Annotated in this window: 22 protein-coding genes; 14 read left to right on the forward strand and 8 right to left on the reverse strand. The window is 52.7% G+C overall.

Annotated elements, in window-relative coordinates:
- The first annotated feature begins 17 nt into the window (after nt 1-17).
- A complete protein-coding gene (gene sufB / locus EHV15_RS17515; RefSeq protein WP_128632330.1) occupies nt 18-1,415 on the forward strand; it encodes a Fe-S cluster assembly protein SufB in 1,398 nt (465 codons plus the stop codon).
- 374 nt (nt 1,416-1,789) lie between these two features.
- Here the strand turns inward: sufB and EHV15_RS17520 are convergent, their stop codons facing one another.
- The 3 genes from EHV15_RS17520 to EHV15_RS17530 all read right to left on the reverse strand — a co-directional run bounded on the left by EHV15_RS17520 (nt 1,790) and on the right by EHV15_RS17530 (nt 4,125).
- A complete protein-coding gene (locus EHV15_RS17520) occupies nt 1,790-2,128 on the reverse strand; it encodes a L,D-transpeptidase (RefSeq protein WP_128632331.1) in 339 nt (112 codons plus the stop codon).
- Between the two features lie 114 nt (nt 2,129-2,242).
- Nucleotides 2,243-3,289, reverse strand: a complete 1,047-nt coding sequence (locus EHV15_RS17525; protein WP_128632332.1) for an HD-GYP domain-containing protein — start codon at nt 3,287-3,289, stop codon at nt 2,243-2,245.
- 83 nt (nt 3,290-3,372) lie between these two features.
- Nucleotides 3,373-4,125, reverse strand: a complete 753-nt coding sequence (locus tag EHV15_RS17530; RefSeq protein ID WP_128632333.1) for a molybdenum cofactor biosynthesis protein — start codon at nt 4,123-4,125, stop codon at nt 3,373-3,375.
- Nucleotides 4,126-4,264: 139 nt separating this feature from the next.
- Between EHV15_RS17530 and EHV15_RS17535 the strand changes: the two genes are divergently transcribed.
- From EHV15_RS17535 to EHV15_RS17570, 8 genes are all read left to right on the forward strand, one after another.
- Nucleotides 4,265-5,704, forward strand: a complete 1,440-nt coding sequence (locus EHV15_RS17535) for a bifunctional metallophosphatase/5'-nucleotidase (protein ID WP_128632334.1) — start codon at nt 4,265-4,267, stop codon at nt 5,702-5,704.
- A gap of 34 nt (nt 5,705-5,738) precedes the next feature.
- Nucleotides 5,739-6,566, forward strand: coding sequence for an undecaprenyl-diphosphate phosphatase (locus EHV15_RS17540; protein WP_128632335.1), 828 nt, complete (start codon nt 5,739-5,741; stop codon nt 6,564-6,566).
- An 89-nt stretch (nt 6,567-6,655) separates the two neighbouring features.
- Complete coding sequence (locus EHV15_RS17545; RefSeq protein WP_128632336.1) at nt 6,656-7,768, forward strand: HD-GYP domain-containing protein; 1,113 nt, start codon at nt 6,656-6,658, stop codon at nt 7,766-7,768.
- Nucleotides 7,752-8,891, forward strand: a complete 1,140-nt coding sequence (gene yfkAB, locus EHV15_RS17550; RefSeq protein ID WP_128632337.1) for a radical SAM/CxCxxxxC motif protein YfkAB — start codon at nt 7,752-7,754, stop codon at nt 8,889-8,891. The genes EHV15_RS17545 and yfkAB overlap by 17 nt, the downstream gene beginning before the upstream one ends.
- Nucleotides 8,892-8,907: 16 nt before the next feature.
- Complete coding sequence (locus EHV15_RS17555) at nt 8,908-10,263, forward strand: hemolysin family protein (protein WP_128632338.1); 1,356 nt, start codon at nt 8,908-8,910, stop codon at nt 10,261-10,263.
- 669 nt (nt 10,264-10,932) lie between these two features.
- The gene (locus EHV15_RS17560) at nt 10,933-11,184 is read left to right on the forward strand and encodes a spore coat associated protein CotJA (protein WP_128632339.1); all 252 of its coding nucleotides are present in this window, start codon (nt 10,933-10,935) and stop codon (nt 11,182-11,184) included.
- Nucleotides 11,185-11,188: 4 nt separating this feature from the next.
- Complete coding sequence (locus EHV15_RS17565) at nt 11,189-11,464, forward strand: spore coat protein CotJB (protein WP_128632340.1); 276 nt, start codon at nt 11,189-11,191, stop codon at nt 11,462-11,464.
- Nucleotides 11,465-11,514: 50 nt separating this feature from the next.
- Nucleotides 11,515-12,084: a manganese catalase family protein gene (locus tag EHV15_RS17570; protein WP_128632341.1), complete on the forward strand. Its 570-nt coding sequence runs from the start codon at nt 11,515-11,517 to the stop codon at nt 12,082-12,084.
- 635 nt (nt 12,085-12,719) lie between these two features.
- On the opposite strand, the gene EHV15_RS17575 is transcribed toward EHV15_RS17570, so the two are convergent.
- The gene (locus EHV15_RS17575; protein ID WP_128632342.1) at nt 12,720-13,622 is read right to left on the reverse strand and encodes a transposase; all 903 of its coding nucleotides are present in this window, start codon (nt 13,620-13,622) and stop codon (nt 12,720-12,722) included.
- Nucleotides 13,623-14,405: 783 nt separating this feature from the next.
- On the opposite strand from EHV15_RS17575, the gene EHV15_RS17585 reads away from it, so the two are divergent.
- Together EHV15_RS17585 and EHV15_RS17590 are read left to right on the forward strand one after the other, a co-directional pair.
- Nucleotides 14,406-14,921 carry a hypothetical protein gene (locus tag EHV15_RS17585; protein ID WP_128632343.1) on the forward strand — a complete coding sequence of 172 codons (516 nt, stop codon included), beginning with the start codon at nt 14,406-14,408 and terminating at the stop codon, nt 14,919-14,921.
- A gap of 272 nt (nt 14,922-15,193) precedes the next feature.
- On the forward strand, nt 15,194-16,369 hold the full coding sequence (locus EHV15_RS17590; protein WP_128630411.1) for an IS256 family transposase: 1,176 nt from the start codon (nt 15,194-15,196) through the stop codon (nt 16,367-16,369).
- Nucleotides 16,370-16,772: 403 nt separating this feature from the next.
- On the opposite strand, the gene EHV15_RS17595 is transcribed toward EHV15_RS17590, so the two are convergent.
- The 4 genes from EHV15_RS17595 to EHV15_RS17610 form a co-directional block, all read right to left on the reverse strand.
- A complete protein-coding gene (locus EHV15_RS17595) occupies nt 16,773-18,449 on the reverse strand; it encodes a glycerol-3-phosphate dehydrogenase/oxidase (protein WP_128632344.1) in 1,677 nt (558 codons plus the stop codon).
- A 170-nt stretch (nt 18,450-18,619) separates the two neighbouring features.
- The gene (gene glpK / locus EHV15_RS17600; RefSeq protein ID WP_128632345.1) at nt 18,620-20,110 is read right to left on the reverse strand and encodes a glycerol kinase GlpK; all 1,491 of its coding nucleotides are present in this window, start codon (nt 20,108-20,110) and stop codon (nt 18,620-18,622) included.
- A 52-nt stretch (nt 20,111-20,162) separates the two neighbouring features.
- Nucleotides 20,163-20,972, reverse strand: coding sequence for an MIP/aquaporin family protein (locus EHV15_RS17605; RefSeq protein ID WP_128632346.1), 810 nt, complete (start codon nt 20,970-20,972; stop codon nt 20,163-20,165).
- Between the two features lie 169 nt (nt 20,973-21,141).
- Nucleotides 21,142-21,702: a glycerol-3-phosphate responsive antiterminator gene (locus EHV15_RS17610; protein WP_128632347.1), complete on the reverse strand. Its 561-nt coding sequence runs from the start codon at nt 21,700-21,702 to the stop codon at nt 21,142-21,144.
- A 243-nt stretch (nt 21,703-21,945) separates the two neighbouring features.
- On the opposite strand from EHV15_RS17610, the gene EHV15_RS17615 reads away from it, so the two are divergent.
- The 3 genes from EHV15_RS17615 to EHV15_RS17625 are packed head-to-tail and all read left to right on the forward strand — an operon-like array spanning nt 21,946 to nt 24,867.
- On the forward strand, nt 21,946-22,626 hold the full coding sequence (locus EHV15_RS17615; protein WP_128632348.1) for a response regulator transcription factor: 681 nt from the start codon (nt 21,946-21,948) through the stop codon (nt 22,624-22,626).
- Entirely contained in the window at nt 22,623-24,362 is a 1,740-nt protein-coding gene (locus tag EHV15_RS17620; RefSeq protein WP_128632349.1) for a sensor histidine kinase, read from the forward strand. Before EHV15_RS17615 ends, EHV15_RS17620 begins: the two co-directional genes overlap by 4 nt.
- Nucleotides 24,349-24,867, forward strand: coding sequence for a hypothetical protein (locus EHV15_RS17625; RefSeq protein WP_246061656.1), 519 nt, complete (start codon nt 24,349-24,351; stop codon nt 24,865-24,867). The genes EHV15_RS17620 and EHV15_RS17625 overlap by 14 nt, the downstream gene beginning before the upstream one ends.
- The last annotated feature ends 5 nt before the right edge of the window (nt 24,868-24,872 follow it).

The raw sequence follows: 24,872 nt of genomic DNA on the forward strand, positions 1-24,872 counted from the left end.
AAGGAGGGACCTGACTCATGGCCAAAAAAGCACCGGAATTGGAAGAGTACAAATATGGTTTTCGGGACGAACACAAAGCGATATTCCAATCGGGTAAAGGTTTGACCCGCGAAATCGTGACGGAGATCTCCCGTATTAAAAACGAACCGGAATGGATGCTTAATTTCCGGCTGAAATCGTTGGAACAATTCGAGAAGATGCCGTTGCCGCGTTGGGGCGGGGATCTAAGCGAGCTTGATTTTAACGATATTCAATATTATGTAAGACCTTCGGAAAAGCAAGGGAAAACTTGGGAAGAGGTTCCTGCCGAAATCAAAGAAACGTTTGATAAACTCGGGATTCCGGAAGCGGAGCAGAAATTCCTCGCCGGGGTATCCGCGCAATACGAATCCGAGGTCGTTTATCACAGCATTCAGAAGGACCTGGAAGACCAAGGCGTTATTTTTATGGATACGGATTCCGCACTGCGCGAGTATCCGGAGTTGTTCCGCGAATACTTCGGCACCGTCGTTCCGGCGGCGGACAACAAGTTTGCCGCTTTGAACAGCGCCGTCTGGTCCGGAGGCAGCTTCATTTACGTGCCGAAAGGCGTGAAATGCGAAATCCCGCTGCAAGCTTATTTCCGCATTAACTCGGAAAATATGGGCCAGTTCGAACGCACGCTGATCATCGCCGACGAAGGCAGCTTCGTGCACTACACGGAAGGCTGCACGGCGCCGATCTACAGCACAAACTCGCTGCATAGCGCGGTCGTGGAAATTATCGTGAAAAAGGATGCCCGCGTGCGTTATACGACGATCCAAAACTGGGCGCCGAACATTTACAACCTCGTTACGAAACGTGCGGTGGCCGAAGAGAACGCCACGATGGAATGGGTCGACGGCAACATCGGCTCCAAGCTGACGATGAAATATCCAGCGGTTGTGCTCAAAGGCCGTGGCGCGAAAGGCAGCGTGCTGTCGATCGCGGTAGCGGGCAAAGGCCAGCTTCAGGACGCCGGGGCGAAAATGATTCACCTGGCGCCGGATACGACGTCTACGATCGTGTCCAAATCGATCAGTAAACATGGCGGTAAAGTGACGTACCGCGGCCTCGCTTCCTTTGGCCGTCAGGCGGAAGGCGCGAAGGCGAACATCAAATGCGATACGCTGATCCTCGACAATGAGTCGACGTCGGACACGATTCCGTACAACGAGATCATGAACGACAACATCGTGCTGGAGCACGAAGCGACCGTTTCGAAGGTGTCGGAAGAGCAGCTCTTCTACTTGATGAGCCGCGGCCTTACCGAAGAAGAAGCGACGCAAATGATCATCATGGGCTTCATCGAACCGTTCACCAAGGAGCTGCCGATGGAGTACGCGGTGGAAATGAACCGGTTGATCAAGTTCGAGATGGAAGGTTCGATCGGTTAAGGAAAAGCTGAGGCTATCCACGGTTTCGGTTGCAAAATCCGCAGATTTACTCTGCGGATTTTTTTACATAATGGGGAAAACCATCATCTACCGGTAGAGTAGGCGCTGAATCTGATGGGATCAAATGCAAAAGTACATTTGAGTTTCCGCAAATTTCTGCTTTTGAGCGGTTGAAGTGCAAAAATACATCTGATTTGAGGCTACTGGATCAAAAAGTATCTTTTGCCCGGAAATGAACTGCACTTTTACAGTTGAGCCGCCAATTTCGAGGGATTTCGACGAAAATCGCATGCACTTTTGCATTTCATCATCGTAACGGACGTCAGGAGGGGCCTCAGGAGACCTTATTGTCTCCAATTCAGCACAAGTTACGGCTACTGCCTGATCGTCACGCTCGTCCCGATCGGCAAGATTCTTGCCAGCTCGATCACATCCGGGTTGTACATGCGGATGCAGCCGTGCGAAACCTCTTTGCCTATGGTGGAAGGATCATTGGTGCCGTGAATCCCGTAATGGGGTTTGGATAACCCCATCCAATACGCGCCGAACGGGCCGCCGGGATTTGGGGCTTTGTTGACGATCGTATAGGTGCCTTGCGGCGTTTGCGTGAGCATTTTTCCGATCCCGACCGGAAACGCGCGGACGACGGTGTTGTTGTCCAGCAAATATAGCTTTCTGTCCGAAAGATCGACGATGATGCGGTAGTTCGGCATGTTGTGCGCCTCCACGTTTTTGCCATAGTGTATGCTCTCTGGGCGGGAGTGGATTGGGCGCACAAAAGGCCGCTCCGGGTCGATTTTGACCTATGGAGCAGCTCCTGCGCAGGCTTACAGGTAAACTTCTTCAATCGTGGTCTCCCGTTCTTTGGACAGGTCGATGAAGCGGGAATCGGTTTGGACGAGCGGGCGGAAAAAATCGGTCTGGTTCGTCATGACGATCGAGCCGACTTCGCCGCTGCTGAGCAGCACCTTCTTGCCGATGAAGTTCGGCAGCAAATGGCCGATCAGCGCTTGCGTCGGTTCGGGGCTGAGCTTGCCGAAGCTGAGGCTGTTCAGTTCGCGCAGCACGGTCAGCAGTTCCTGCTTGGAGCGGTAAACCCGATTGGTGGTCATTGCGGAATAAACGTCGGCGACGGCGGCGATTTTGGCGAAAGGATGGATGTCTTTGGCGTGCAGGCCATTTGGGTATCCGCTCCCATCCTCGCGTTCATGGTGCTGCAGGGCCACTTGAGCGGCGATTTCATCTCCGGTTGAGTGTAGGATGATTTCATATCCGTAGGCGGGATGTCTTTTGACCTGATCGAATTCCTCCGGCGTTAGTTTGCCGGGTTTGGACAAAATTTCCTGCGGCACTTTGCAATTGCCGATGTCGATCAAGTAGCCGGCCTTGCCGGCCTGGTAGGCTTTCTCCTTGGAATAACCGAGCCAGGAAGCGATATAATAGGAAAGCATCCCGACCTGCATAGAGTGATGATAGGCATAGTTGTCATCGCCTCCTAAGAGCAGCAGCAAGGAGACGACGTCTTTATGGTCAACGAGTTGATTGACCATGGGCTTAAGCAGCTTGTCCACTTTGGCATTATCAAAGGTACCGTGAGTTAGCGCTTCCAAGAAAATCTGTTCAAAACCGTCCACGGTATCGTCCAAAATGGGTTTGACTTTTTGCGCCGGATGGGAAGGCCACTCTTCCGGAGGGGCGTCCACATCCCGGCTTTGCGGTTCAATATCCACGTAGTCGATACCGTGCTGCATCAATTTCACGATGGCATCTTTCGTCAACCGGGCGCCTTTCTGCATAACAAAAACGCCGTAATTGTTAAAGATGTCGGTTTGAAGACGATCTCCGGGGCTCAGTTCCATGATATGCACTTTCAAGGGCGATGACACCTCATATCACCAGTTTTCCTTTATAATAACAGGAAATATTTGGATTGACAACGAGAATTATGGGGCGCCAGTCACCGTACCGAGCTGTAAGTCCCGGGGACAGAAGGGTTCCATGGACCCAAGCCGTGCCCTTTCCATTCGGAACCGTCTTCCCAGATTTCCTTCTTCCAAATGGGCACGATTTGTTTCAGCCGTTCGATGGCGTAACGGCTCGCTTCGTAGCAGCTGTCCCGGTGCGGGGCCGATACGGCGATCACAACGCTGATTTCGGCCAGACCGACCCGGCCGATCCGATGGCTGATGGCGCATCTGGTTCCCGGCCATTTCTCGCCGAGCTCGGCGCCGATTTGCCGCAGTTTGGCCAAGGCCATCGGCACGTAAGCTTCGTATTCCAGATGTACCGTGCGGCGCCCCTCGGTCCATTCCCGGGTCGTTCCGATAAAAGCAAGCGATGCGCCGTGCGCGGGGGTGATGACTTTGCGGCTGACCTCTTCGGCGGAAATCGGCTCCTCGGTAATGACATAAAGATCGCCCTCTGCCTGGGATTCTCCGTCTTCCGCGGCGTTTTCCCCGCCCGAAACCGGCGGAATCAGAGCCACCTCGTCATGTTCGGTAATGACGGCGTCCCCTGCGGCATATTCCTGGTTAACCGCCACGAACGAAGCGTCAATCAGCGTTGAAGCGGCGGGATATGCGGCGGCCAAGGCTTCTTTCAGCTGAGTCGCGGTCACTTGCTGAAGTTCGGGCTGCGGATATGCAAAATCGAGGCTGGACGCGCCGATGCGGTCGGCCAACCCGGCAAATAAAGCAATTTTGATGTTCATACGAAATCTCCTCGGTTTGGTTTGATTGTAATATATCATTATCAGAAGACAATGATCAATTTTAAGGTATATAATACTCTTTGAACTCTAAAATTTAGAATAGGCCGGTTTTAAGGAGAAGGCAAGGGGGCAGGATGTGATGCCGGAGATGGACCAGGATACATTAACGATTCTTTATACGAACGATATACATAGCCATTTCGGCGCCATGGAGCGCATCGCAGCCATGATCGATGAATTGCGGGCCCAGGCGTCCGGACCTACGCTTGTTCTCGATATCGGGGACCATATGGACCGCTCCGCCGTGGAAACCGAAGGGACGATGGGACAGGCCAACGTGGACGTGCTGAACCTGACGGGTTACGATGCCGTGACGATCGGCAACAATGAAGGGCTGACGTTTACCCCCGACCAGCTTGAACAGGCTTACGCGGAGCTGAAAAGCCCCGTGGTGTGCGGCAATATTTTGGAAAAAGCAACCGGACGTCCGCCGGTCTGGATGCAAAGACGGCTGATTGTGCAAAAAGGCGGGTTTACGATCGGCCTGGTTGCGGCAACGGCTGCTTTTGCCGAATTTTATGATCTGCTGGGCCTAGGCGCTTTGAATCCGCGGGAAACGATTGCTGAAGACGTGCGGCAGCTTCGCGGCCAGGCGGATCTGGTGATCGTCATGTCCCACCTGGGGCTGGCGCTGGACCGCGAGCTGGCGGAGACGGTTCCGGGGATCGACCTGATTTTGGGCGGACATACGCATCATCTGCTGGAGACGCCCGAGCCGATCGGCTCGGCGATGATTACGGCGGCCGGTAAATTCGGCCGTTATCTGGGAAAAATCGTCGTCCGCAAAAATCCGGCGGGCCAGGGGCGAGCCTTCCAAATCGGCGGCGCTTGCCGCGAAGTGGGAGACGGGCCCAAGCAGGAGCGGGTGACCGAAGCGATTTCCCGGAACCTCACGCTTGCCAAAGAGCGATTAAGCCGTACCGTGGCCGTCACGGAGCGCAGCCTGCCGGTAGATTACGGCGCCGAATCTCCGTTTGGCAATTTGCTCGCGCAAGCGGTCCGGAGATATACGGGCAGCGAGCTGTCGATGGTGAACAGCGGGCAACTGCTGGCCGGCCTTCCGGCAGGCGAGATCAGCGCGGGGATGCTGCATGAGCGGTGCCCGTCGCCTATCAACCCTTGCAGAATGAAGCTGAGCGGTGAGGACATTCTTTACAGCCTGGAGCAGTCGCTATTGGATGAAATGAAGGAGAAAGTCATTTTCGGTTATGGTTTCAGAGGGAAAGTGCTGGGGTGCATTTGCACCGACGGCATGGAGATTCTCTACCATCCGGACGCCCCTCCCTTCCGGCGGATCGTAGAGGCCCGCGTGGCGGGAAAACCCGTGGAAGCCCGGCGAATCTATGATGTCGGCACATTGGATATGTTTGCGTTCGGCGTCGGCTATGAGCGGCTGAAAAACGGAAGCGAGAAGCGGTACATGCTCCCTGACTTTCTTCGCGATCTGCTGCGGATGGAGCTGCAAACGCGCGGCGCGGTGGAAAATTGTTTTCATCAGCGATGGAAAAAAGTAGAATAAAAGAATAGACGTCATACCTGATCAGGAGGATGGGATGAGTTTTATCGTCGCGATTGTTTTAGCTATTGTGGAAGGCTTAACGGAGTTTATTCCCGTGTCGTCGACCGGGCATATGATCCTGACGGCCAAGCTGTTCGGATACGACGATCAGTCGCCGGAGATGAAAACTTTCGAAATCGTCATCCAGCTCGGGGCCATTTTGGCGATGGCCTGGGTTTACCGGGAGCGGATCCTGGACTTGCTTGGCCTGAGCCAGAAGGTAAAGACCGTCAACACGAACGCTCCGTCGCAGCGGCTAAATTTGCTGCATGTTTTTTTGGGGATATTGCCGGCGCTTCTTGTCGGTTATGTTTTCCGGGATTTTATCAAAAGCTTGTTCAGCCCTTCCACGGTATTATGGGCCTTGGTCGTAGGCGGCGCTTTTATGCTGTTTGCCGAATGGTTCTCCAAACGCAAGGCGAACATTACGGCGCCGGACATCGATCAGCTTACGTACAAGCAGGCTTTGCTGATTGGCGTGTACCAGTGCATCTCCGTACTGTGGCCGGGTTTCTCGCGTTCCGGATCCACAATTGCCGGCGGCATGCTCAGCGGGCTAAGCTACCGGGCGGCGTCGGATTTTTCGTTCCTGATCGCCATTCCGATTATGTGCGCGGTCTCGGGTTACGAAATGCTCGATTCATACCGATATTTAACTTCAGATACGCTGGGTTATTTTTTGGTCGGATTTATCGTGGCTTTTATTGTTGCGTATGTGGTGATCGTGGCCTTTTTTAAGCTGATCCAAAAGATTCGGCTTCGCCATTTCGCTTACTATCGCTTTATTCTTGCCGCGTTATTCTGGATTTTTATTATGCGGTAATTCCGCATAGGGCTGGAAGTTTAACGATCCATAAATAAGCCGCTGTTCCATAGGGACATTACGAAAATACAGAGATGGAAGTGGATAACATGCGGTTGATACCTGTCGGCTCGCTGCAAGCCGGAATGAAATTAGGCAAAAAGATTTATAATGAGGACGGGGTCGTTCTTCTCTCCGAAAATGCGGAGCTTACCGATGCGATTATTCGGCGTCTTAAGACCCACGGGCTGGATTTCGTCTATGTTGCGGATCCGCGCACGGATGATCTCGCCGTGCAGGACATGATTGAAGATGAAACGCGGCGGCAGGCGCTGGCAGAGATCCGGACCCAGTTTCGCAATTGGGCGGCCCCGTCCGTCAAAGGAGTGGTGTATCCCTATTTGGGAAAAAAGTTCACCGGGATCATCGAGTCGATTCTCGACGATCTCAGCGCCAGGGACGACGCCATGATTATGATGATGAACATCAACAGCATGGATCATTACCTGTATCGTCATTCCTTGAACGTGTGCGTGTATACACTGCTGCTCGGACAAATTCACGGGTACAACAAAGACGAACTGACGATGCTTGGCCTGGGGGCGATGCTGCATGACGTGGGCAAAACGAAGCTGCCGCTGTCGCTGCTGAACAAGCCTTCCCGGCTGACCGACGAGGAGTTCAAGCAGATTCAGCTCCACCCGGAGCTGGGCTTTAAAATGCTTAAGGATGAGCCGGGCATTCCTTTGATTTCGGCGCATTGCGCTTACCAGCACCATGAGAAGATAGACGGCAGCGGTTATCCGCGGGGGCTGCGGGGGGAGGAAATCCATGAATTCGCCCGCTGGATCGCGATTACGGACGCCTACGACGCGATGACGACGCACCGCGTCTACCGCAAGGCGATGCTGCCGCATCAGGCTTTGGAGGTGCTGTACGCCGGTTGCGGGGATTGGTACGAAAAATCAAAGCTGGAGGTTTTCCGCGACCGGGTGGCGATTTACCCGTTAGGCATGACCGTGAAGTTAAGCACGGGCGAAAGCGGTGTGGTGGTGAAAATTCACGGGCATATGCCGCAGCGGCCGGTGGTGCGGGTTATAACCGATCCGCTGGGCGAGGACTTGAAATCGCCCTATGAAGTTGATTTGTCCGTCAGGTTTTCCGTGGTGATTACGGAGATTGACGGGATGGGAATGGTGATAAATCATGATAGAAACGAATAATACGGCGGGAGCTTGGAGTCAGGCGATCAGTCCGAAAAACGACCCGTGGGACCCGATTGTTTCGCTGCGGAAATACGGCCGGCATGTGCTGACCAGCGTGGAATTGACGGTCACGAATTTGTGCAATATGCGCTGCGAGCATTGCGCGGTCGGCGACAGCCTGGTATTGAAGGAGCCCGAGCAGCTTCCGCTGCCGCTCATTCTGAAAAGGCTGGATGAAGTGGAGCATTTGCAGACGATCAGCATCACGGGAGGAGAGCCGACGTTTCGGCGGCAGACTGTGGAGGAGAAGATCATCCCGCTGCTCAAATACGCCAAGGCGCGCGGAGTGCGTTCCCAGATCAACTCGAACCTGACGCTGAGCTATGACCGGTACGAGCCGCTGCTGCCGTTTTTGGATGTGATGCACATCTCTTTCAATTATACGAGCGAGCGCGATTTTCATGAGGTGGGGTTTGCGCGAAGCGGGCATCCCGTTCCGGCGGAAGCCGCGTATAAACTGTATGATACAATGATCGAGAATACGCGCAAACTAAGCGAAGCGGGGATGTTCATATCCGCGGAGTCGATGATCAATTACCGGACGCACGAGAAGCTTCCGCAAATTCACCGCATGATCGTGGAGATGGGCTGCCGGAGGCATGAGGTTCACCCGATGTATGCGGCCGATTTTGCCGAAGGGCTGCCGGTGTTGTCGCTCGCGGAAATGCGTCAGGCGATACATACGCTGCTGGATGAACGGGATCCGTCGATTTGGATGCTGTTCGGGACTTTGCCGTTTTTTGCGTGCAGCGAAGGTGAAGCGGATATTGCGCTTTTGCGGCGTTTACGCAAGGAACCCAATGTGACGGTGCGCAACGATCCGGACGGCCGGAACCGCGTGAATGTGAACATGTTTACGGGCGATGTTTACGTGACGGATTTTGCGGCCATTCCGGCGTTCGGCAATGTGAACGAAGGGCGACTGGACGACATTTTCGCCAAATGGCAAACGGAGCATCCGCTGAACCAGACGGTGAATTGCCATTGCGATGCCGCCGGCTGCTGCGGCCCTAATCTGCTAGTAGCTGATATGTACTATAAAAATATCGACTTTAAAACCCGCCAAGCGATTACATTATAGGAAAGAGGCGTTTCCATTGCCTGATGGTCATACCGAATTTGAAGTAGGCAAACTGATCTTAAACCTGCTTATTGTTCTTATCCTCGTATTACTGAACGGTTTCTTTGTGGCGGCCGAGTTTTCGCTTGTCAAAGTGCGGCAGTCCCGGCTTACCCAACTGGTAAAAGAAGGAAATCGGCGCGCGAATTATGCGCTGAAAGTGAATAAACGGCTCGACACGTATCTGTCGGCAACACAGCTCGGCATTACGCTGGCCTCGCTTGGTTTGGGCTGGGTCGGCGAACCCGCCGTATCGGAGCTGCTGGTCGAGCCGCTGATGCATAAAATGGGCGCCACAGACCCGACGCTGATTTCGACGGTTTCCGTGGCCGTCGGCTTTGCGATCATTACTTTTTTACATATCGTCATGGGCGAGCTTGCCCCGAAATCACTGGCGATCCAAAAATCGGAGGAGACGTCGCTGTGGCTGTCGTGGCCGCTGTTGATGTTTTACCGTTTGTTCCTGCCGGTCATCTGGCTGCTCAATACGGCCGCTAACGGAGCGCTGCGCCTGTTCGGGATCGAGCCGGCCGGCGAGGCTGAAGCAGCGCACTCCGAAGAGGAAATTCGCATCCTGATGAATCAAAGCGCCAAAAGCGGGGTTTTCGATCAGGACGAAATGAAGCTGGTGGACAATATTTTCGATTTCTCGGACATGCTGGCCCGCGAGGTCATGTTGCCGCGCACGGACATGGACTGCTTGTACACGAACCTGAGTTGGGAAGAAAACATGAAAATCGTGGCCGAAACGAAACATTCGCGATATCCGGTTGCAGTCGAGGATAAAGACCAAATCATCGGTTTTGTTCATATTACCGATCTGCTGCTGCCGGAAGCGGATCGCCCGCTGGATCTGGCGGAGATGATTCGGCCGATCCTGAACGTGCCGGAGTCGATGGAAGTCAGCCAGGTGCTGCGCCTGATGCAGAAGAAGCATTCCCAGATGACGCTAGTGGTGGACGAATATGGGGGCACGGCCGGGCTGCTGACGGCGGAGGAAATTCTCGAGGAGATCGTCGGCGATTTGCATGACGAGTTCGAGGACGAACGTCCGGAAGTGGAAATTTTGGCGGAAGGCGTCTATTCGGTGGACGGCCGGCTGCTGATCGAGGAAGTGAACGATCTGGTCGGCAGCTACATCGAGGATGAGGAGGTCGACTCCATCGGGGGTTGGCTGTTCAAAGAGCTGGAAGGAGCTCCGGCCAAAGGGAAAAAAATACAGGTCGACGACATCCTGTTTGAAGTGGCCGAATCGGGCCGCCTCCGCATCACCCGGGTGAAAATTACGAAGCTGCAAATTTTGGAGCCGGATGAAGATTTGGAGGATGAATAGAGCCGGTTGCTGATTATTGCCAAGGAAATAAGAATGAGGACGTCCAGGTTTAAGACAAACCTGGGCGTTTTTTTTGACAACACATCAGAAAGTATAAAATTCCGAGGGAGGAGAAGGAGAATCAGGGGGCTAAGGGACACCAGAGCCGTTATTTGAGGAGAAACGGAGGTTTGCAAAATGTAACGGACACAGAAGACCTTATTTACCTCAAATCGGCCTGGATGAACGGGTTTAGAGCGAAATAGGGGCGCCTCTGTCCGTTAGGTTGGGAAATATCCGGGAAATGGGCGGATAAGGTCGCTGGAGTCCGTTAGAGCAGCAGAGTCCAAAGTTTAGAAAGAGCCGAAGTACTCGATACTTCTGCTCATGAAACAAGGGGAAGGGGGCTCGGAGTGGGGCTCAATCCAGAAGGAGTGGCCCCGCCTACTCGACCGGCCCGTCTTTAGAGTCAAGTTCTAACTTAAAGTAAGATCCATAAGAACCTGGCTCTAAGAGCGGGTGAAACCCCGTAACCATTCCTCCCGCGCATCCAAGGTATGGGTTTGCGCGGGCAAAGGACCTCTCCAGCGGCGATGTTTTTTTGCGATTTTTGCGGATTTTCGGTTCATTATCTGGGCGAATGTCATATGTTATTGGTAAGATGCAGGGAAATGATGGTTTCCTGACAGCATGAAATTTGTCCTGGAAAAGGAGGAAATTTCTTTGAACCATCCCCAAGAGCGTGTGTTTACCCCCTTTATTGGGCCGTTTGATCCTTGTCCGCCAATCACCCACAAAACATACAGCACCCCTCCGCAGTTATTTATACCTTTTCAACCGCCGAATTTGCCGCAGTTCAGCCCGATGGAGGCTTTAAGGCACGGTACGTTGTGGCCCGCTTTGTACAGCCCTTATGAATCCAAATGGGGAAAAGGACGGTGATCCCATGACGACGACCTCGAACAAACCGTACGAGCCGGAGTATTACGAATTGTTGGAAAAACTGCAGGCGCTTGATTTTGTGCTGGTGGAGTTAAATCTGTACCTCGACACGCACCCCGACGACTTGGCCGCCATTCAGCAGTTCAACCAATTGACGCAGGAACGGACGCAGCTCGCCAATCATTTTCAACAGCGATACGGGCCGCTGCAACACTTTGGGCGCGCCTATTCGAAATTCCCTTGGGAATGGTCGCAAAGCCCGTGGCCATGGCAGGTTTAGGCGACCGATGGTTCGGTTGAGTTGAAGCTAAAGGAGGTTAACCAGGCGATATGTGGATCTATGAGAAAAAGCTGCAGTATCCTGTTCGTGTAGGCAAATGCGACCCCCGGATGGCTAAACTGCTGATCGAGCAGTACGGCGGAGCCGACGGGGAATTGGCGGCCGCTTTGCGTTATTTGAATCAAAGATACACGATCCCCGACAAGGTCATCGGGCTTCTGAACGATATCGGCACGGAGGAATTTGCGCATCTGGAAATGATCGCCACTATGGTGTATAAGCTGACGAAGGACTTGACCGTGGAGCAGATCGAGGCGGCGGGGCTGGGCCCGCACTACGTGAACCACGACAAGGCGCTGTTTTACGAGAACGCGGGCGGAGTGCCGTTTACGGCCACATACATCCAGGCCAAAGGCGACCCGATCGCCGACCTGTACGAGGACATCGCCGCCGAAGAAAAGGCGCGGGCTACATACCAGTGGCTGATCGACATGACCGACGACGTCGACATCCAGGACGGCCTGAAGTTCCTGCGCGAGCGCGAAATCATTCACTCGCTGCGGTTCCGCGAAGCGGTGGAGATTTTGAAGGAGGATCGGGAGCATAAGAAGGTGTTTTGAGGAGTAGTTCCAATTTCAAGGGGTAAAGACAGATAAAATGAAATGATGATCGGAGAAATTAAATTTTTGTTATATGCTTAGCCCCGGAGCAATCCGGGGTTTAATATTAGTACACTTTTTAAAACTTATAACTCAACTTTCGCAGAGCAAAAATCAGCTTGAGTCCTTGAACTGAAGGTTTTCAAAGAATTAAGATAGGCGGCTGGCAAAATAGAAAAACACTACTAGACCATCAGCCCGACCTAAATCAACTGCTAAAAGAAGTAAAGTATTCTTTTCTTGGGGTGGGCGGCAGATCAACACTCACTGTCCGGACGCTTTGCACGATTATCCCGTTTGATCAGGGTAGCAGAGAAATAGACTAGCTTGGGAGAAGAAAATATTTGGTGGAGAAGCAGATCGGTTCGAGATAATTTAGAAAGGCTTAGGAGAAGGAATCGGGTTTAGGGGAGGTGAAACAGGCCGGACAAAAATCAAGACAGGAGATCAAGGACAAGACGCAAGGGAAACGAAAAGACCGTGATTTTGCTGTAGCCTAAACCCTTCCATCTGCAGCAACCGCCCGGACTGTTCATGCTAACCCCTACCCATTAAGTTGATCTGCGGCAAACTCCCCCACCGTTCAAGCGCCACGATCAGGCGGCAGCCGCAAGGGGCTGGTTCGGTTGGCGTTCGATCAGCCTACGGTAAGGGATCGCCGGAATCGCCACACACATGTGCAGCAACTTCTGCCGCATCGTTTCTTCCGCTCCGGGCCGGCGCAGCGAGCGGCGTACGGTGTACTCGTTTAGGTACGCCTGCAGATGCTTCAGTCCCAAGGCTACATACGTACTCTTCAGCGATTCCCACACCTCTCTCACCACTTTCCGCAAGGGCGTATACAGCCGATAGGCTAGGGGGAATGACTCTACCGCCGATGTACGGATATCCACATGCCCGTTGATGAACGCAGCGAGTTCGAGACGGTTTGCCCTTTTCCCGTCTCCTCTCTTATGCGGCACCAGACGGATTTTGACCTGCTCCGGCTCGCCCGACTCCGTGACTGTGCATCCCGCTACGACCGCCGAGGCATACGGATGCGAAAACTGAAACCGGGACGGATTACGCCCATACAGATCGCTGTTCACCTTCACGTCTCCGCGGAGCAGCTCCCGGGCATCGAATTCCCCAACGGAATGGCGTATTTTATGCAGCATCAACCAGGCGGTTTTGTAGGTGACCCGGATCACCTTGCTCAGCCGCATCGCCGAGATGCCGTCCTCAAGCAGGAACAGCTCCAGCGCCTTGAACCACTTGAGCAGGGGCAGATGCGTTCCTTCAAAAATCGTGCCGACCAAAGCCGACGTTTGATGCTTGCACCTTCCGCACTCGAACAAGGGAATATGCCTAGAGCTCAGACGACTGCACCGGGTGTGAGCGCAGCGCGGGCAGACGAAGCCGCTTGGCCATTTCATCGCGATCAGCGCCTCCATGCAGTCCTGCTCGCTGTTATAACGGCTGCTGAATGGTTGAAGTTCCGTTCCCGTATTGCCCTCCATGTTCGCTCGCCCCCGAATCAAGAATACACGAACGTGAGTTCGATTTATTTCATTATACCAAACATATGTTCCCTAATCAAGTCGAAAATCTCACCTGAACCGCCTCATTTTTTTTCCTTATCTCTTTTTCTCTCTTTTTTGGAACCCTTGCTCTAGCCCACACCCCCCCGCTCTCTGAACGAAAGGGATAATCGTGCAAAGGCAAGCAGCAGGCAGGGACACCAAGACACGAACACCAAGACACGAACCCTTTAGACCAGCCCCCCTCACCTGGCGTCGATTTGAGACACTGATCGAAACGGCTACGGTGCAAAAGGTAGATGTGCTGACTTCGGCGGATTGAGACGCCCTCTTCATCGTTGACGCTTCTATGCTTCCATGTTTAAGCAGAATCGTAGCAAAGCGGTCGAGTTGCTTGCCCGATTTAGGAAAGACACTGTCCGCTTCTGATTCAGTGTCAACTCCGGCAATGGATTGCTGCTTTACCCAGCTAAATCAAGACTTGTCTGCCGATTTTTTGCTGCGAAAGTTGAGTTATAAAAATTAGTAATATCAAAAATCTAGGAAGTTTTAAAAAAGTCTATATTATGGCAACGTTCGACTTTTTGAAAGAAGGGAGGCTTTAAGATTCTCACAATGTTTCTCTTATATAATTCTGCTTTTTGATTAAGAAAAAAAATAAGACAAGGGAATGATTTTAATAAAAACATATTAATGCTTTGGCTCAGTTTTCAGTTGTTATTTTAAAAATGGTGGAATAAGAAAATGTGAGGGGAGTACTAATTGAAAAAGGGAATTTTAAGTGTTCTTCTACTTCTATTAAGTGCTTTACTAGGATTCGGCAGTTTTTTCTTGGTGGTCAATGTTATCTTCTCAAGTAGCAATACTTTAGTATCGGGAAGAAACACAACTGTATTTTTCAAAAATTTGCTTTTCTTAGTTATGATTCTTGTAGGTTACGGCCTTCTATTGATGTGGGTTAAGAAAAAAAGAAGTTTTTTAATTATATTGCTTAACGTTGCGTTGTTCTTTACTTTATTATTTTCTGCTGCCCCGTTATCGCTAAAGATATCAAGTTTGCAGATGGATGATGTGCCTGCTCCTAATCTTGAGGAAAGGCTTAGAATTTATGATGAAGTAAAAGAAAAAATAATAGTTTCTAAGCTCCCATATGAATTGAATGTAGTTGAAAGTGAGGAGTACAACAAGGCCGATAAATACAAGATTTCCATAGTACTTATAAACAAGCGAGCACAGTTGGAATTCAAAGCACAAATGTTTGGTCTGATAAGAGTTTAGTGGAAATTGGTGACACTTCGATAATTCATTACAGTTTTACCGATAAGCCTCATAGGGTATCGTCCCCATAAAATAGAGGAATTTTAGGGTCTTATTTCCGAATTTGAGCCTATTCATCACCAATAGGGGAACTTTTGGGTCTTAATTTTCGATGAACAGGTCGAAAAGCGGATGGCGTAAAATAAGTTGTGTAAGGACAGGTTAGTCTATCAAACGACAAAAAAGTAGGGTATGCTTGGGATTGCGAAGTCACCAAGGAGGAACCCTACTCAATGACAACTATACAACAAAACTCGTTCACAGAACAACTCGAAAATACAATGCAAAGTTTTCTAAAAGAAAAAATTGAAACTCTTTTAAAGGAGGAAATTAAAAATTACTTACAAGTAGAGCACCCGGAAGTGGCAAACAGCCGCAACGGATATTACAGCAGGAACTGGGAAACCCGACACGGGGTGATTCCGGATCTGCAAGTGCCGCGGGATCGCCAAGGCGACTTTCAGACGGAACTGTTCGCGCCCTACCAGCGGCGGGAAGCTTGGCTAGAGGACACGGTCATTCACATGTACAAGGGCGGGATGAGCACAAGAGACATCGCCGCCTTCATTGAAAAAATGTTTGGCGCCCAGTACTCGCCGACGACCGTGAGCAACATCACGAGCACGGTGCTGGAAGACGTTGCGGCCTGGCAGGCTCGACCGCTGGCCAAGCGTTATGCGGTCATCTATCTGGACGGGATGTACGTGAAGCTCAAGCGTCAGTCCGTCGCCAGCGAAGTCATTTATATTGCCATGGGTGTCGATGAGGCCGGACACCGTGAGATCCTTAGCTTCAGCCTTGGCGGCAAAGAAAGCGCCAACGGGTGGAGGGATGTCCTGCGAGACCTCTACAAACGTGGCGTGCACGAGGTGCTGCTGGGCGTATTCGATGGCTTAGCGGGACTGGAGGAGGCCTTCCGGGAAACGTATCCGCAGGCCGGCGTCCAGCGTTGCGTCACTCATAAAATGCGCAATACGCTACCGAAAATCCGTGATAAGGACAAAGCGGATTTCGTGACGGACATGAAGACGATTTACAGTGCCATGGATCGCGATGTCGCCATGGCCAATTTCGACCTCGTGCAAGCCAAGTGGGGCAAGATCTATCCGAAGGAGCTCGCGTCGTGGGAGAACGAGTTACCGGTCCTCCTTCGCTTTTACGATTTCCCAACGATGATCCACTATGCCATTTACACCTCGAACCCCATCGAGCGAACAAACAAGGAAATCCGCAAGCGGCTGCGGCCCATGAACAGTTTGACGAACATGGATGCAGCGGAGAAAATTATTTATCTAGAGGCCCTCTCCTATAACGAACGCTGGAGCAGCCGGGTGTTGCGTGGATTCGCGGATGCAAAAACCCAGCAAGCGCTCAAAAAAATGTTTGACGAAAAATATCCCCAGGCCTGAGCCGATGCAGTCGCGTTAGCCAGGTGTGGCACACAAAGCATAGATAACAAGGACACTTTGACAACTGGAAATAAAAAGGAAATTTTTCAGGGGGGATCCCCCCTGAAGCTTGAAAACCAATGATATCCATTGCCCCAATGGATACCCTACTTCGAACCCTAAAAGATAATTACACAAAACTCTTGACGCTACCCGAAAAGCGGCCTTTCGCCACTAAATTGTGAAAATAGCGCCATAAAATTCCTCTATTTCACGTAAGATGGGGGATGTCGCTGAAATAGCGCCCTTTTTTTCCTTTATGCTGTCACCCGAGATCTTCAATAGACTAATTTTGCCGTTTTCTCAAGTCTTCACTTACCGTCATGCTAACGTTAGTTCCCCAACGCGAACCCTGGCCTACGCTTTATTCCCTGCCATGCTCCATCTGCGGAGTGACCGCTTGATACAGGGCGGTGTCCAGCTCTTGCGTATATTCGTCGCGTTGTTCCGGGGTCCAGCCGAGGGCGGAGGCCATAAATTCAATCACAGGCTGCTTCCATTCGTGCACCCACCGGATGTTGAAGAACAGCGCGCCCGTGCGGCGAATGAAGAAGTCCACCGGCTTGACGGTCATTTCTTCGTCTAGGGCATACAGGAGCGGGACGAGCACTTCCGGCGGCAGTCCGCTTTGTTCCGCTGCTTCCCGCCGGCGCTCCGCGAGTTCGAAGATCCGGTCGACGTTGGAGCCGTAAAGATGCGCCCAGCGCTCGGCAAGTGCGGTATCCAAACCGCGGCGAACGCCTTCCTCGCTTTTTTGCCGAACAAATTGCGGAAATGCGTCGGAGCCGCCTACATGACCGCCGGAGATCGGCATGTTTTTCGTTTTCGCCGCTACGAACGCTATTCCTTCTTCCTGGCTTAATAGCCGCATGACCAGATCGACGATCGTTTCGGCCATCTTGCGGTATCCGGTAAGCTTGCCGCCCGCAATCGTAATCAATCCCGATGGAGATTGCCAGATTTCATCCCGGCGGGAAATTTCGGAGGCGTTTTTCCCCTCCTCATAAATGAGCGGCCGCACGCCGGCCCAACTGGATTCAATGTCCGCCTCGGCAAGCTGAACCGTCGGAAACATGTAACGAATCGCCGCCATAATATAATCGCGGTCTTCCTTCGTCATGACCGGCTGAACAGGATCGGCCTTGTAGAACGTGTCCGTTGTGCCTACGTACGTCTTGCCGTTGCGCGGAATGGCGAAGACCATCCGGCCGTCCGGTGTATCGAAGTAAATCGCTTGCTTCAAGGGAAACTTCGACTGATCGATGACCAGATGGACCCCTTTGGACAATTGGAGGTGCTTCCCGGTCTTGGACCCGTCTTTGCCGCGAAGCTCGTCGACCCAGGGGCCTGCGGCGTTGATGATTTTCTTAGCCCGGAACTCATACGCCGAGCCGTCCAATTGATCGACCACGCGCACGCCGGCGACCTTGTTGTTTTCATATAAAAAAGATTCGACTTTCATGTAATTCATGGCCTTTGCACCGTAGCGAACGGCTTCTTTCATGACTTCAATCGTCAAGCGGGCGTCATCCGTCCGGTATTCCACATAATAACCACCGCCCAGCAGCCCCTCCTGTTTCAGCAGCGGCTCGCGGGCCAGCGTCTCCTGCCGCGGCAGCATCCGGCGCCGTTCACTGCGCTTGACTCCGGCCAGGAAGTCGTAGACGCGCAGGCCGATGCCCGTGCTGAATTTGCCGAACGTGCCGCCGCGATGCAGGGGCAGCAGCATCCATTCCGGCGTTGTCACATGCGGGCCGTTCTCATAAACGATGGCGCGTTCTTTGCCGACCTCGGACACTGTTTTGACATCAAATTGCTTCAGGTAGCGAAGGCCGCCATGCACCAGCTTGGTTGAGCGGCTGGAGGTACCTGCGGCAAAGTCCTGCATTTCGAACAGCGCCGTGTGCAGCCCCCTCGTCGCCGCATCCAGGGCGATGCCGGCCCCGGTAATCCCTCCGCCGATCACAATGATATCCAGCGGCTGTTGCCTCATGGCTTCCACCATCGCTTTGCGGTTTGCTGCGGAAAATGTTACTGTCATCCCAATAACCTCCTCGTCGTAAAGACGGCATAATAGTGCAACCTCTAATAGAAGTGAACAAAAAAACCGCAATAACACTTCAGCTATGAGCTAAAGTGCAATTGCGGTTTCAAGCTTCTCCAACCGAATTTAAATATTAACTTATTAAAAATTATAGCATATTTCCGGCCTTATTTGAATACCTTTGTTGCCTCAATTGCTTTGCCCCAGCCGGCGTATAAATCATTGCGCCGCGCTTCCGGCATCGTCGGCGTAAAGATGCGGTCGATGCTCCACTGCGCCGCAATCTCATCCCGGCTCTCCCAGTATCCGACGGCCAGACCGGCCAGGTAAGCGGCGCCGAGCGCTGTCGTCTCATAAACTTGCGGGCATTCCACCGGTACGCCGAGCATATCGCTCTGGAACTGCATCAGGAAATTGTTCTGCACCGCCCCGCCGTCCACGCGCAGTTTGGTAAGCTCAATCGAAGAGTCGGCTTCCATGGCGCTAAGCACGTCTTTGGACTGGTAAGCGAGCGATTCCAGGGTGGCGCGGATAAAATGTTCTTTGGAAGTGCCGCGCGTCAGGCCGAAGATGGCTCCCTTCACTTCGCTGTCCCAATAGGGCGTCCCCAGTCCGACAAACGCCGGAACGACATACACGCCGTCTGTCGTATCCACTTTGCTTGCGTACAGCTCGCTGTCCTTCGACTCCTTAATCATGCGCAGGCCGTCGCGGAGCCATTGGATGGCGGAGCCCGCCACGAAAACGCTGCCCTCAAGCGCATATTCCACTTTGCCGTCGATGCCCCAGGCGATCGTTGTCAGCAGACCATGCGAAGATTGAACGGGCTGGTCGCCGGTATTCATCAGCATGAAGCATCCGGTGCCGTAGGTGTTCTTGGCCATGCCTTCTTTGAAGCAAGCTTGCCCGAACAAGGCGGCCTGCTGGTCGCCGGCGGCGCCGGCAATCGGGATTTCCTCGCCGAAGAAATGATAGTTGACCGTCTTGCCGTAAATTTCGGAGGAGGAGCGCACTTCGGGCAGCATCCGCTTCGGGATCGTCAACAGCTCCAGCAGTTCATCATCCCATTTCAATTCATGAATATTGTACATGAGCGTGCGTGAAGCGTTGCTGTAGTCGGTAACATGCACCTCGCCTCCGGTCAGCTTCCAGATCAGCCACGTATCGATCGTGCCGAACAGCAGCTCGCCGTTCTCCGCTCTCTCCCGGGCTCCCGGGACATGATCGAGAATCCATTTGACCTTTGTGCCCGAAAAATAAGAGTCGATCAGCAGCCCCGTTTTGGAGCGGAACAATTCACTGTGGCCCGCGGATTGCAATTCGTCGCAAATCGATTTCGTCTGTCTGGATTGCCACACGATCGCATTGTAGACCGGGCGGCCGGATTCCTTATCCCATACGACCGCCGTCTCGCGTTGGTTCGTAATGCCGATGCCGGCGATTTGGTCCGGCTTCACGCCGGACTCAATCAAGCAAGTCGCGATGACGGCGAGCACCGTTCCCCAGATTTCCAGAGCATTATGCTCCACCCAACCCGGTTCGGGGAAAATTTGCTTGAACTCCTTCTGAGCGACGTGGACGATTTGGCCCGCTTTGTTGAATAAAATAGCTCTGGAGCTCGTTGTACCTTGATCAAGCGACAAAATGTATTTTTCCATGTGAAGTTCCCCCATTTAAAATATTTGAGTATGATCGAGCAGATAACGACGCCTACATTGATACGCTGTACTTGGTGCTTTTGCCGGAAATGTGCGCGATGCCGAAGATGACGGCCGCGATGCCCAGCACGATCCAAATGGCCGGGTCCGGTTTGCCCAAAAATACATTCTTGTAAAATAACGCCCCCAGCGCCCCGCCCAGCAGCGGCCCTACGACAGGGATCCAGGCGTACTGCCAGTTGGAGCCGCCTTTGCCTGCGATCGGCAGCAGCGCATGCGCAATTCTCGGCCCCAAGTCGCGCGCCGGATTGATTGCATACCCGGTCGTTCCGCCCAGCGACAAGCCGATGCTGACGATGAGAAAGCCGACGATCAGCGGGTTCAGCCCATCCGTAAACTTGTTGGCGCCGATGGCCAAAATCCCGAGTACCAGGATGAACGTCCCGATCATTTCGCTCATCAAGTTGGAGAAAGGATGGTACACGGCCGGACCTGTTGCGAATACGCCCAACTTGGTGCCCGGATCTTCCGTCGCCTTCCAATGCGGCAAATAATGCAGATACACGATGACGGCCCCGAGGATAGCCCCGAGCATTTGCGCCGCGATGTACGATGGGACGTCGGCCCAGGGGAAATTCCCGATCAGCGCCAGGCCCAAAGTGAGCGCCGGGTTGAGATGGGCGCCGCTGATCGAACCTACCGCATACGCCCCCATCGCGACCGCCAGCCCCCACCCCATCGTAATGACGATCCAACCCGAATTTGCCGCAAAAGATTTTTTCAGCGATACGCCGGCACATACGCCTCCGCCCAGTGCAATCAGTATCATGGTTCCAATCAACTCTCCCCAAAACGCTGACATGAAAACCCCTCCCAATGATTGTGAATGTTCAGAGAACACAAAAAGACCTACATCAAGTGTGCCCCAAACCACCCATGCTGGGATGAGGGCACGTTCAATGTAGATCTCCAAGTCTCCGTAACATTATTAACTTGATTCAAATTTTATTTAAAATTGTAAACGTTGTCAATCATTTTTTTTCAAATTCTCGCCACAAATTTTTGTTCGAGGTGGTCACCGCTTCGGCGCCCGCTTGCAGAGCCAGTTCTACATCCTCTCTTGAAGAGATGAATCCGCCCGCCAGGATCGGCAGGTTCGTCCTGTCTTTCACCTTGCGGATCACGCTTGGCATGCCGCCGGGCAAAACTTCGATGACATCCGGCTGCGTGTTCTCCAGCAGCTTGCAACTCTTCTCCAAGGCGCTGTTGTCGATCAAGAAGATGCGCTGCACGGCGATGACGCCTTTTTGCTTCGCCTTTTGAATGACGCTGGACTTGGTGGACAATATCCCGTACGGCCGGTACTCCTGGCACAGATACTCGGTCGCGTGCCCGTCGCTCTGCAGGCCTTGAATCAGGTCCATGTGCAAAAACAACTTCTTGTTCGCTTGATGCACCATGCCGCAGGCGTGCTTGAGCTGGGCGATATGGACATCCAGCAGCACCAGATACTCATACGATGATGCCACGGCCTTCTCCAAATCTTTCATCTGCCGCGACGCCGGTAAAATTCGCTGTTCATAGAAATTCATATATCAGGCCCCCATCCCATGATAAGTGCGTTTTTAATCCTATGCAAGCCTATGCCCTTGTTGACCCGACAGTTTTCTAGTGTACATTATTAATAGGACACACGAAGGACACAGGATTGCTCTAGACTGCTGTTTGAGGGCAGTCGGAGGTGAAAGCGTACATGAACGAGCATGCATTTCAAGACGATTAGGAAAGGGCTTTGGCAGCATGGCGGTAATTAAGCATATGGAGTGTGCGCGGCGATGAAACGTAGGATTTTGCTAGTCGAAGACGATGCGCTGATGCGTGAATTTATAACGGACTATTTTATAAAAGAGCAATGGGAAGTATACGAGGCAAGCAATGGAAGGATCGCCCTCGATACGTTCGAGCAGACATCCGTTGACTTGGTAGTCCTGGACATTATGATGCCGGAGCTGGACGGATGGGCGGTATGCAGGAGCATCCGCAAGAAGTCGGACGTACCGATCATTATGATCACGGCAAAGTCCGAAGACGATGATCAAATTATGGGCTACGAGCTCGGCGCCGATGAGTACGTCGTAAAGCCCTTCAGCCCCAGGGTATTGATCGCCCGAGCGGTCGCGTTAATGAAAAGAACGGAAGGAACCGTAGGGCGCGAAGGGGAATTGCTTGTTTATGGCGATTTAACGGTTAACAGAATCGCGCATACAGTAACGGTGACGGGAACTCCGGTCAATCTGTCTCCGAAAGAATATGACTTGCTGCTTTTTCTTATAAAGCATTATGGCAAGGTGCTGCCAAGGGAGTATATTTTGGATGCGGTATGGGGGTACGATTACTTGGGAGATGTACGAACGGTAGATACCCATATCAAAAAACTGAGAGCCAAACTCGGAGACGAGGGCCGCTTTATTGGCACCGTCATCCGTTCCGGCTATAAGTTCGAGATGATACCTTGAGAAGGAACAGTGTAGTATATAAGCTTTTCGTTGTCACGTCGCTGTTGATTCTCCTTATTTTTTCCCTGGTTATGCTCGCGGAGAGTTTGTATTTCGAACGGTTTTACCGGACGTCCAAAATCGGCGCGCTGGAACGGAACATGAAACAACTCGCGCAGCAAATCAATGGGACGCCATTCAAAGGACAGCGTGCAGCAAGGCTGCTCGGCGCTTTTATGAACGATAACGATGCCAGCGCCTTCTTCCTGAACGGGCAATTTGAAAGAAAGGCCGTAAATCCTTATTTCCTGGAACTGCTGCTTTCCGGTACGACCGTCACGGTTCCCATTACGCCGGAAGGCATGACGTTAGACGACATTCCGCACGGCATTCAAGTCGGGGAGCGTATCATCGTTGACGGCATTTTCATGGATGAAGAGGACACCATTATGCAGCCTGCGTACATTCGGCGGGAAGATACCGCTTTGGAGGATGGCTTGGTTCGCGTACAAGGGAAAGTAACGGATATGCTGCTTCCCGAGAACCGGTCGTACAATCCGCTATACCAGGACACCCTGGCGGATGAAGCACTGAAGGAATGGGTGCCGGATGCGGAGCAAAACATCGCGCTCCTGCAGGAAGGGCGCAGCGTCCGCACGGAATGGAGAGACAAATGGAGCGGTCTCGGCTACGCGGTGATCATTCAGCCGCTGCCGGTTGACGGAAGCGGGATCCGGTATTTATTCGTCATGGCTTCTTTGCAGCCGGTTGGGGAAGCGGTGGGCATTCTCCGGCAGTATTTCGTTTATGCGGCGCCGGTCATCCTTGTGCTTGTGCTGCTGCTGTCGTTTTTTTATTCCCGGATCATCTCCCGCCCGTTAGTTGCGCTAAGCCGCTCGGCAGCGCGTCTGGCCGAACTGGATTTTACCGCGCAGCCGGAAATCCGGGCAAAGGATGAATTCGGGGAGCTGTCGCGCAGCCTGACCGCATTATCCCGTAATCTGGATGCCACGTTAAAGCAACTGCGGAAGGATATGATCGAGAAGGAGCGTTCCGAACAGCTTCGGAAAGAACTGATCGCGAATCTCTCCCATGAATTGAAGACGCCGCTAGGTATCGTAAAAGGCTTTGCGGAAGGGCTACAGGACGGCGTGGCCAGCGACAAGCGGGAACGTTACCTTGCCCTCATCGTCAAGGAAACGGACCGGATGAACGAGCTCATCATGGATATGCTGGAGCTGTCCAAATACGAAGCCAAGGCTATACGCTTGCATCCCAGGAGCGTACCCCTTCCTCGCCTTATTCAAAAGGCGGCCGATTCGTTTACCCGGCAGTTGGAGAACAAGCATCTCCAAATTAAGCTGAATGGCTTGACAGGGGAGGAAGCCTTTGTAACGGCAGACCCTCGGAGGCTCGAGCAGGTCGTATTGAATTTGCTGAGCAACGCGATTCGGCATGCCGTGGAGCGCACCGTCATTACAATCGACATCAAGCGGACGGCTGTAGGGACAATAACCGTGGTCCTCGAAAATGCCGGAGCGCCGCTGGCTGAGGAGGATTTGAGCCGGATCTGGGATCACTTCTACCGGGCGGAGCGTTCCAGGGACCGCCTTCATGGCGGAACAGGACTGGGGCTTGCCATCGTCAAGCATATATTGGAGCTCCATCATAGCGAGTATGGGGCCAGAAATACGTATCAGGGCGTTGCGTTTTATTTTACCCTGAAGGAAAACGGAGGATATTATGATGAAGAATAATAAACGAATTTATCTTTTGCCAGCGCTGTTCGTTCTGGTGCTGCTGCTTGCGTCCGCATGCGGCAATCAAGCGGGCGCCGGGTCGAACCCATACGCCGCCAACGAGAAGCCTGCGGAATCCGAGTCCGCTACGCAAGCCGGTAACGCTGCTCCGCCTACCGAAAACGCAGCCGGCCCGGAAGAAAAAATATTAATCGTCATCGACCAGACGGCCAAACCAATCGAAGGCAACAGCTTTGATTTCATTGTGAAGCAATTGCCGGAAGGATACATGTTGAAGGAAATGAAGTGGGTTTCGGATCAAAACGAGATCACCAATACGTACGAAGAAGCGATCGAACATGGCCAGACCGGGGAGGACGGATTCTACATTAGCGGCAACGGCCAGTTTTCCGGCTTCTTTTATCCGGATTCGCTGAAAGACGAGAAAGGCCGGGTTATCTTTACATTCGCGAATGATGAGAACAACGAGTTGACCTGGGAAAAAGAGATCACGTTGAAGTAAGGGGG

Origin of the sequence: Paenibacillus oralis (genome assembly GCF_003863965.1) — a bacterium.
Lineage (GTDB): Bacteria > Bacillota > Bacilli > Paenibacillales > Paenibacillaceae > Fontibacillus > Fontibacillus oralis.

What these genes read in the sequence shown, in the direction of transcription:
- sufB (WP_128632330.1), top strand. Translation starts at nt 18, where the DNA reads ATGGCCAAAAAAGCACCGGAATTGGAAGAGTACAAATATGGTTTTCGG.
- EHV15_RS17520 (WP_128632331.1), bottom strand. Translation starts at nt 2,128, where the DNA reads ATGCCGAACTACCGCATCATCGTCGATCTTTCGGACAGAAAGCTATAT.
- EHV15_RS17530 (WP_128632333.1), bottom strand. Translation starts at nt 4,125, where the DNA reads ATGAACATCAAAATTGCTTTATTTGCCGGGTTGGCCGACCGCATCGGC.
- EHV15_RS17535 (WP_128632334.1), top strand. Translation starts at nt 4,265, where the DNA reads ATGCCGGAGATGGACCAGGATACATTAACGATTCTTTATACGAACGAT.
- EHV15_RS17540 (WP_128632335.1), top strand. Translation starts at nt 5,739, where the DNA reads ATGAGTTTTATCGTCGCGATTGTTTTAGCTATTGTGGAAGGCTTAACG.
- EHV15_RS17545 (WP_128632336.1), top strand. Translation starts at nt 6,656, where the DNA reads ATGCGGTTGATACCTGTCGGCTCGCTGCAAGCCGGAATGAAATTAGGC.
- yfkAB (WP_128632337.1), top strand. Translation starts at nt 7,752, where the DNA reads ATGATAGAAACGAATAATACGGCGGGAGCTTGGAGTCAGGCGATCAGT.
- EHV15_RS17560 (WP_128632339.1), top strand. Translation starts at nt 10,933, where the DNA reads ATGAAATTTGTCCTGGAAAAGGAGGAAATTTCTTTGAACCATCCCCAA.
- EHV15_RS17565 (WP_128632340.1), top strand. Translation starts at nt 11,189, where the DNA reads ATGACGACGACCTCGAACAAACCGTACGAGCCGGAGTATTACGAATTG.
- EHV15_RS17570 (WP_128632341.1), top strand. Translation starts at nt 11,515, where the DNA reads ATGTGGATCTATGAGAAAAAGCTGCAGTATCCTGTTCGTGTAGGCAAA.
- EHV15_RS17575 (WP_128632342.1), bottom strand. Translation starts at nt 13,622, where the DNA reads ATGGAGGGCAATACGGGAACGGAACTTCAACCATTCAGCAGCCGTTAT.
- EHV15_RS17590 (WP_128630411.1), top strand. Translation starts at nt 15,194, where the DNA reads ATGACAACTATACAACAAAACTCGTTCACAGAACAACTCGAAAATACA.
- EHV15_RS17595 (WP_128632344.1), bottom strand. Translation starts at nt 18,449, where the DNA reads ATGACAGTAACATTTTCCGCAGCAAACCGCAAAGCGATGGTGGAAGCC.
- glpK (WP_128632345.1), bottom strand. Translation starts at nt 20,110, where the DNA reads ATGGAAAAATACATTTTGTCGCTTGATCAAGGTACAACGAGCTCCAGA.
- EHV15_RS17605 (WP_128632346.1), bottom strand. Translation starts at nt 20,972, where the DNA reads ATGTCAGCGTTTTGGGGAGAGTTGATTGGAACCATGATACTGATTGCA.
- EHV15_RS17610 (WP_128632347.1), bottom strand. Translation starts at nt 21,702, where the DNA reads ATGAATTTCTATGAACAGCGAATTTTACCGGCGTCGCGGCAGATGAAA.
- EHV15_RS17615 (WP_128632348.1), top strand. Translation starts at nt 21,946, where the DNA reads ATGAAACGTAGGATTTTGCTAGTCGAAGACGATGCGCTGATGCGTGAA.
- EHV15_RS17625 (WP_246061656.1), top strand. Translation starts at nt 24,349, where the DNA reads ATGATGAAGAATAATAAACGAATTTATCTTTTGCCAGCGCTGTTCGTT.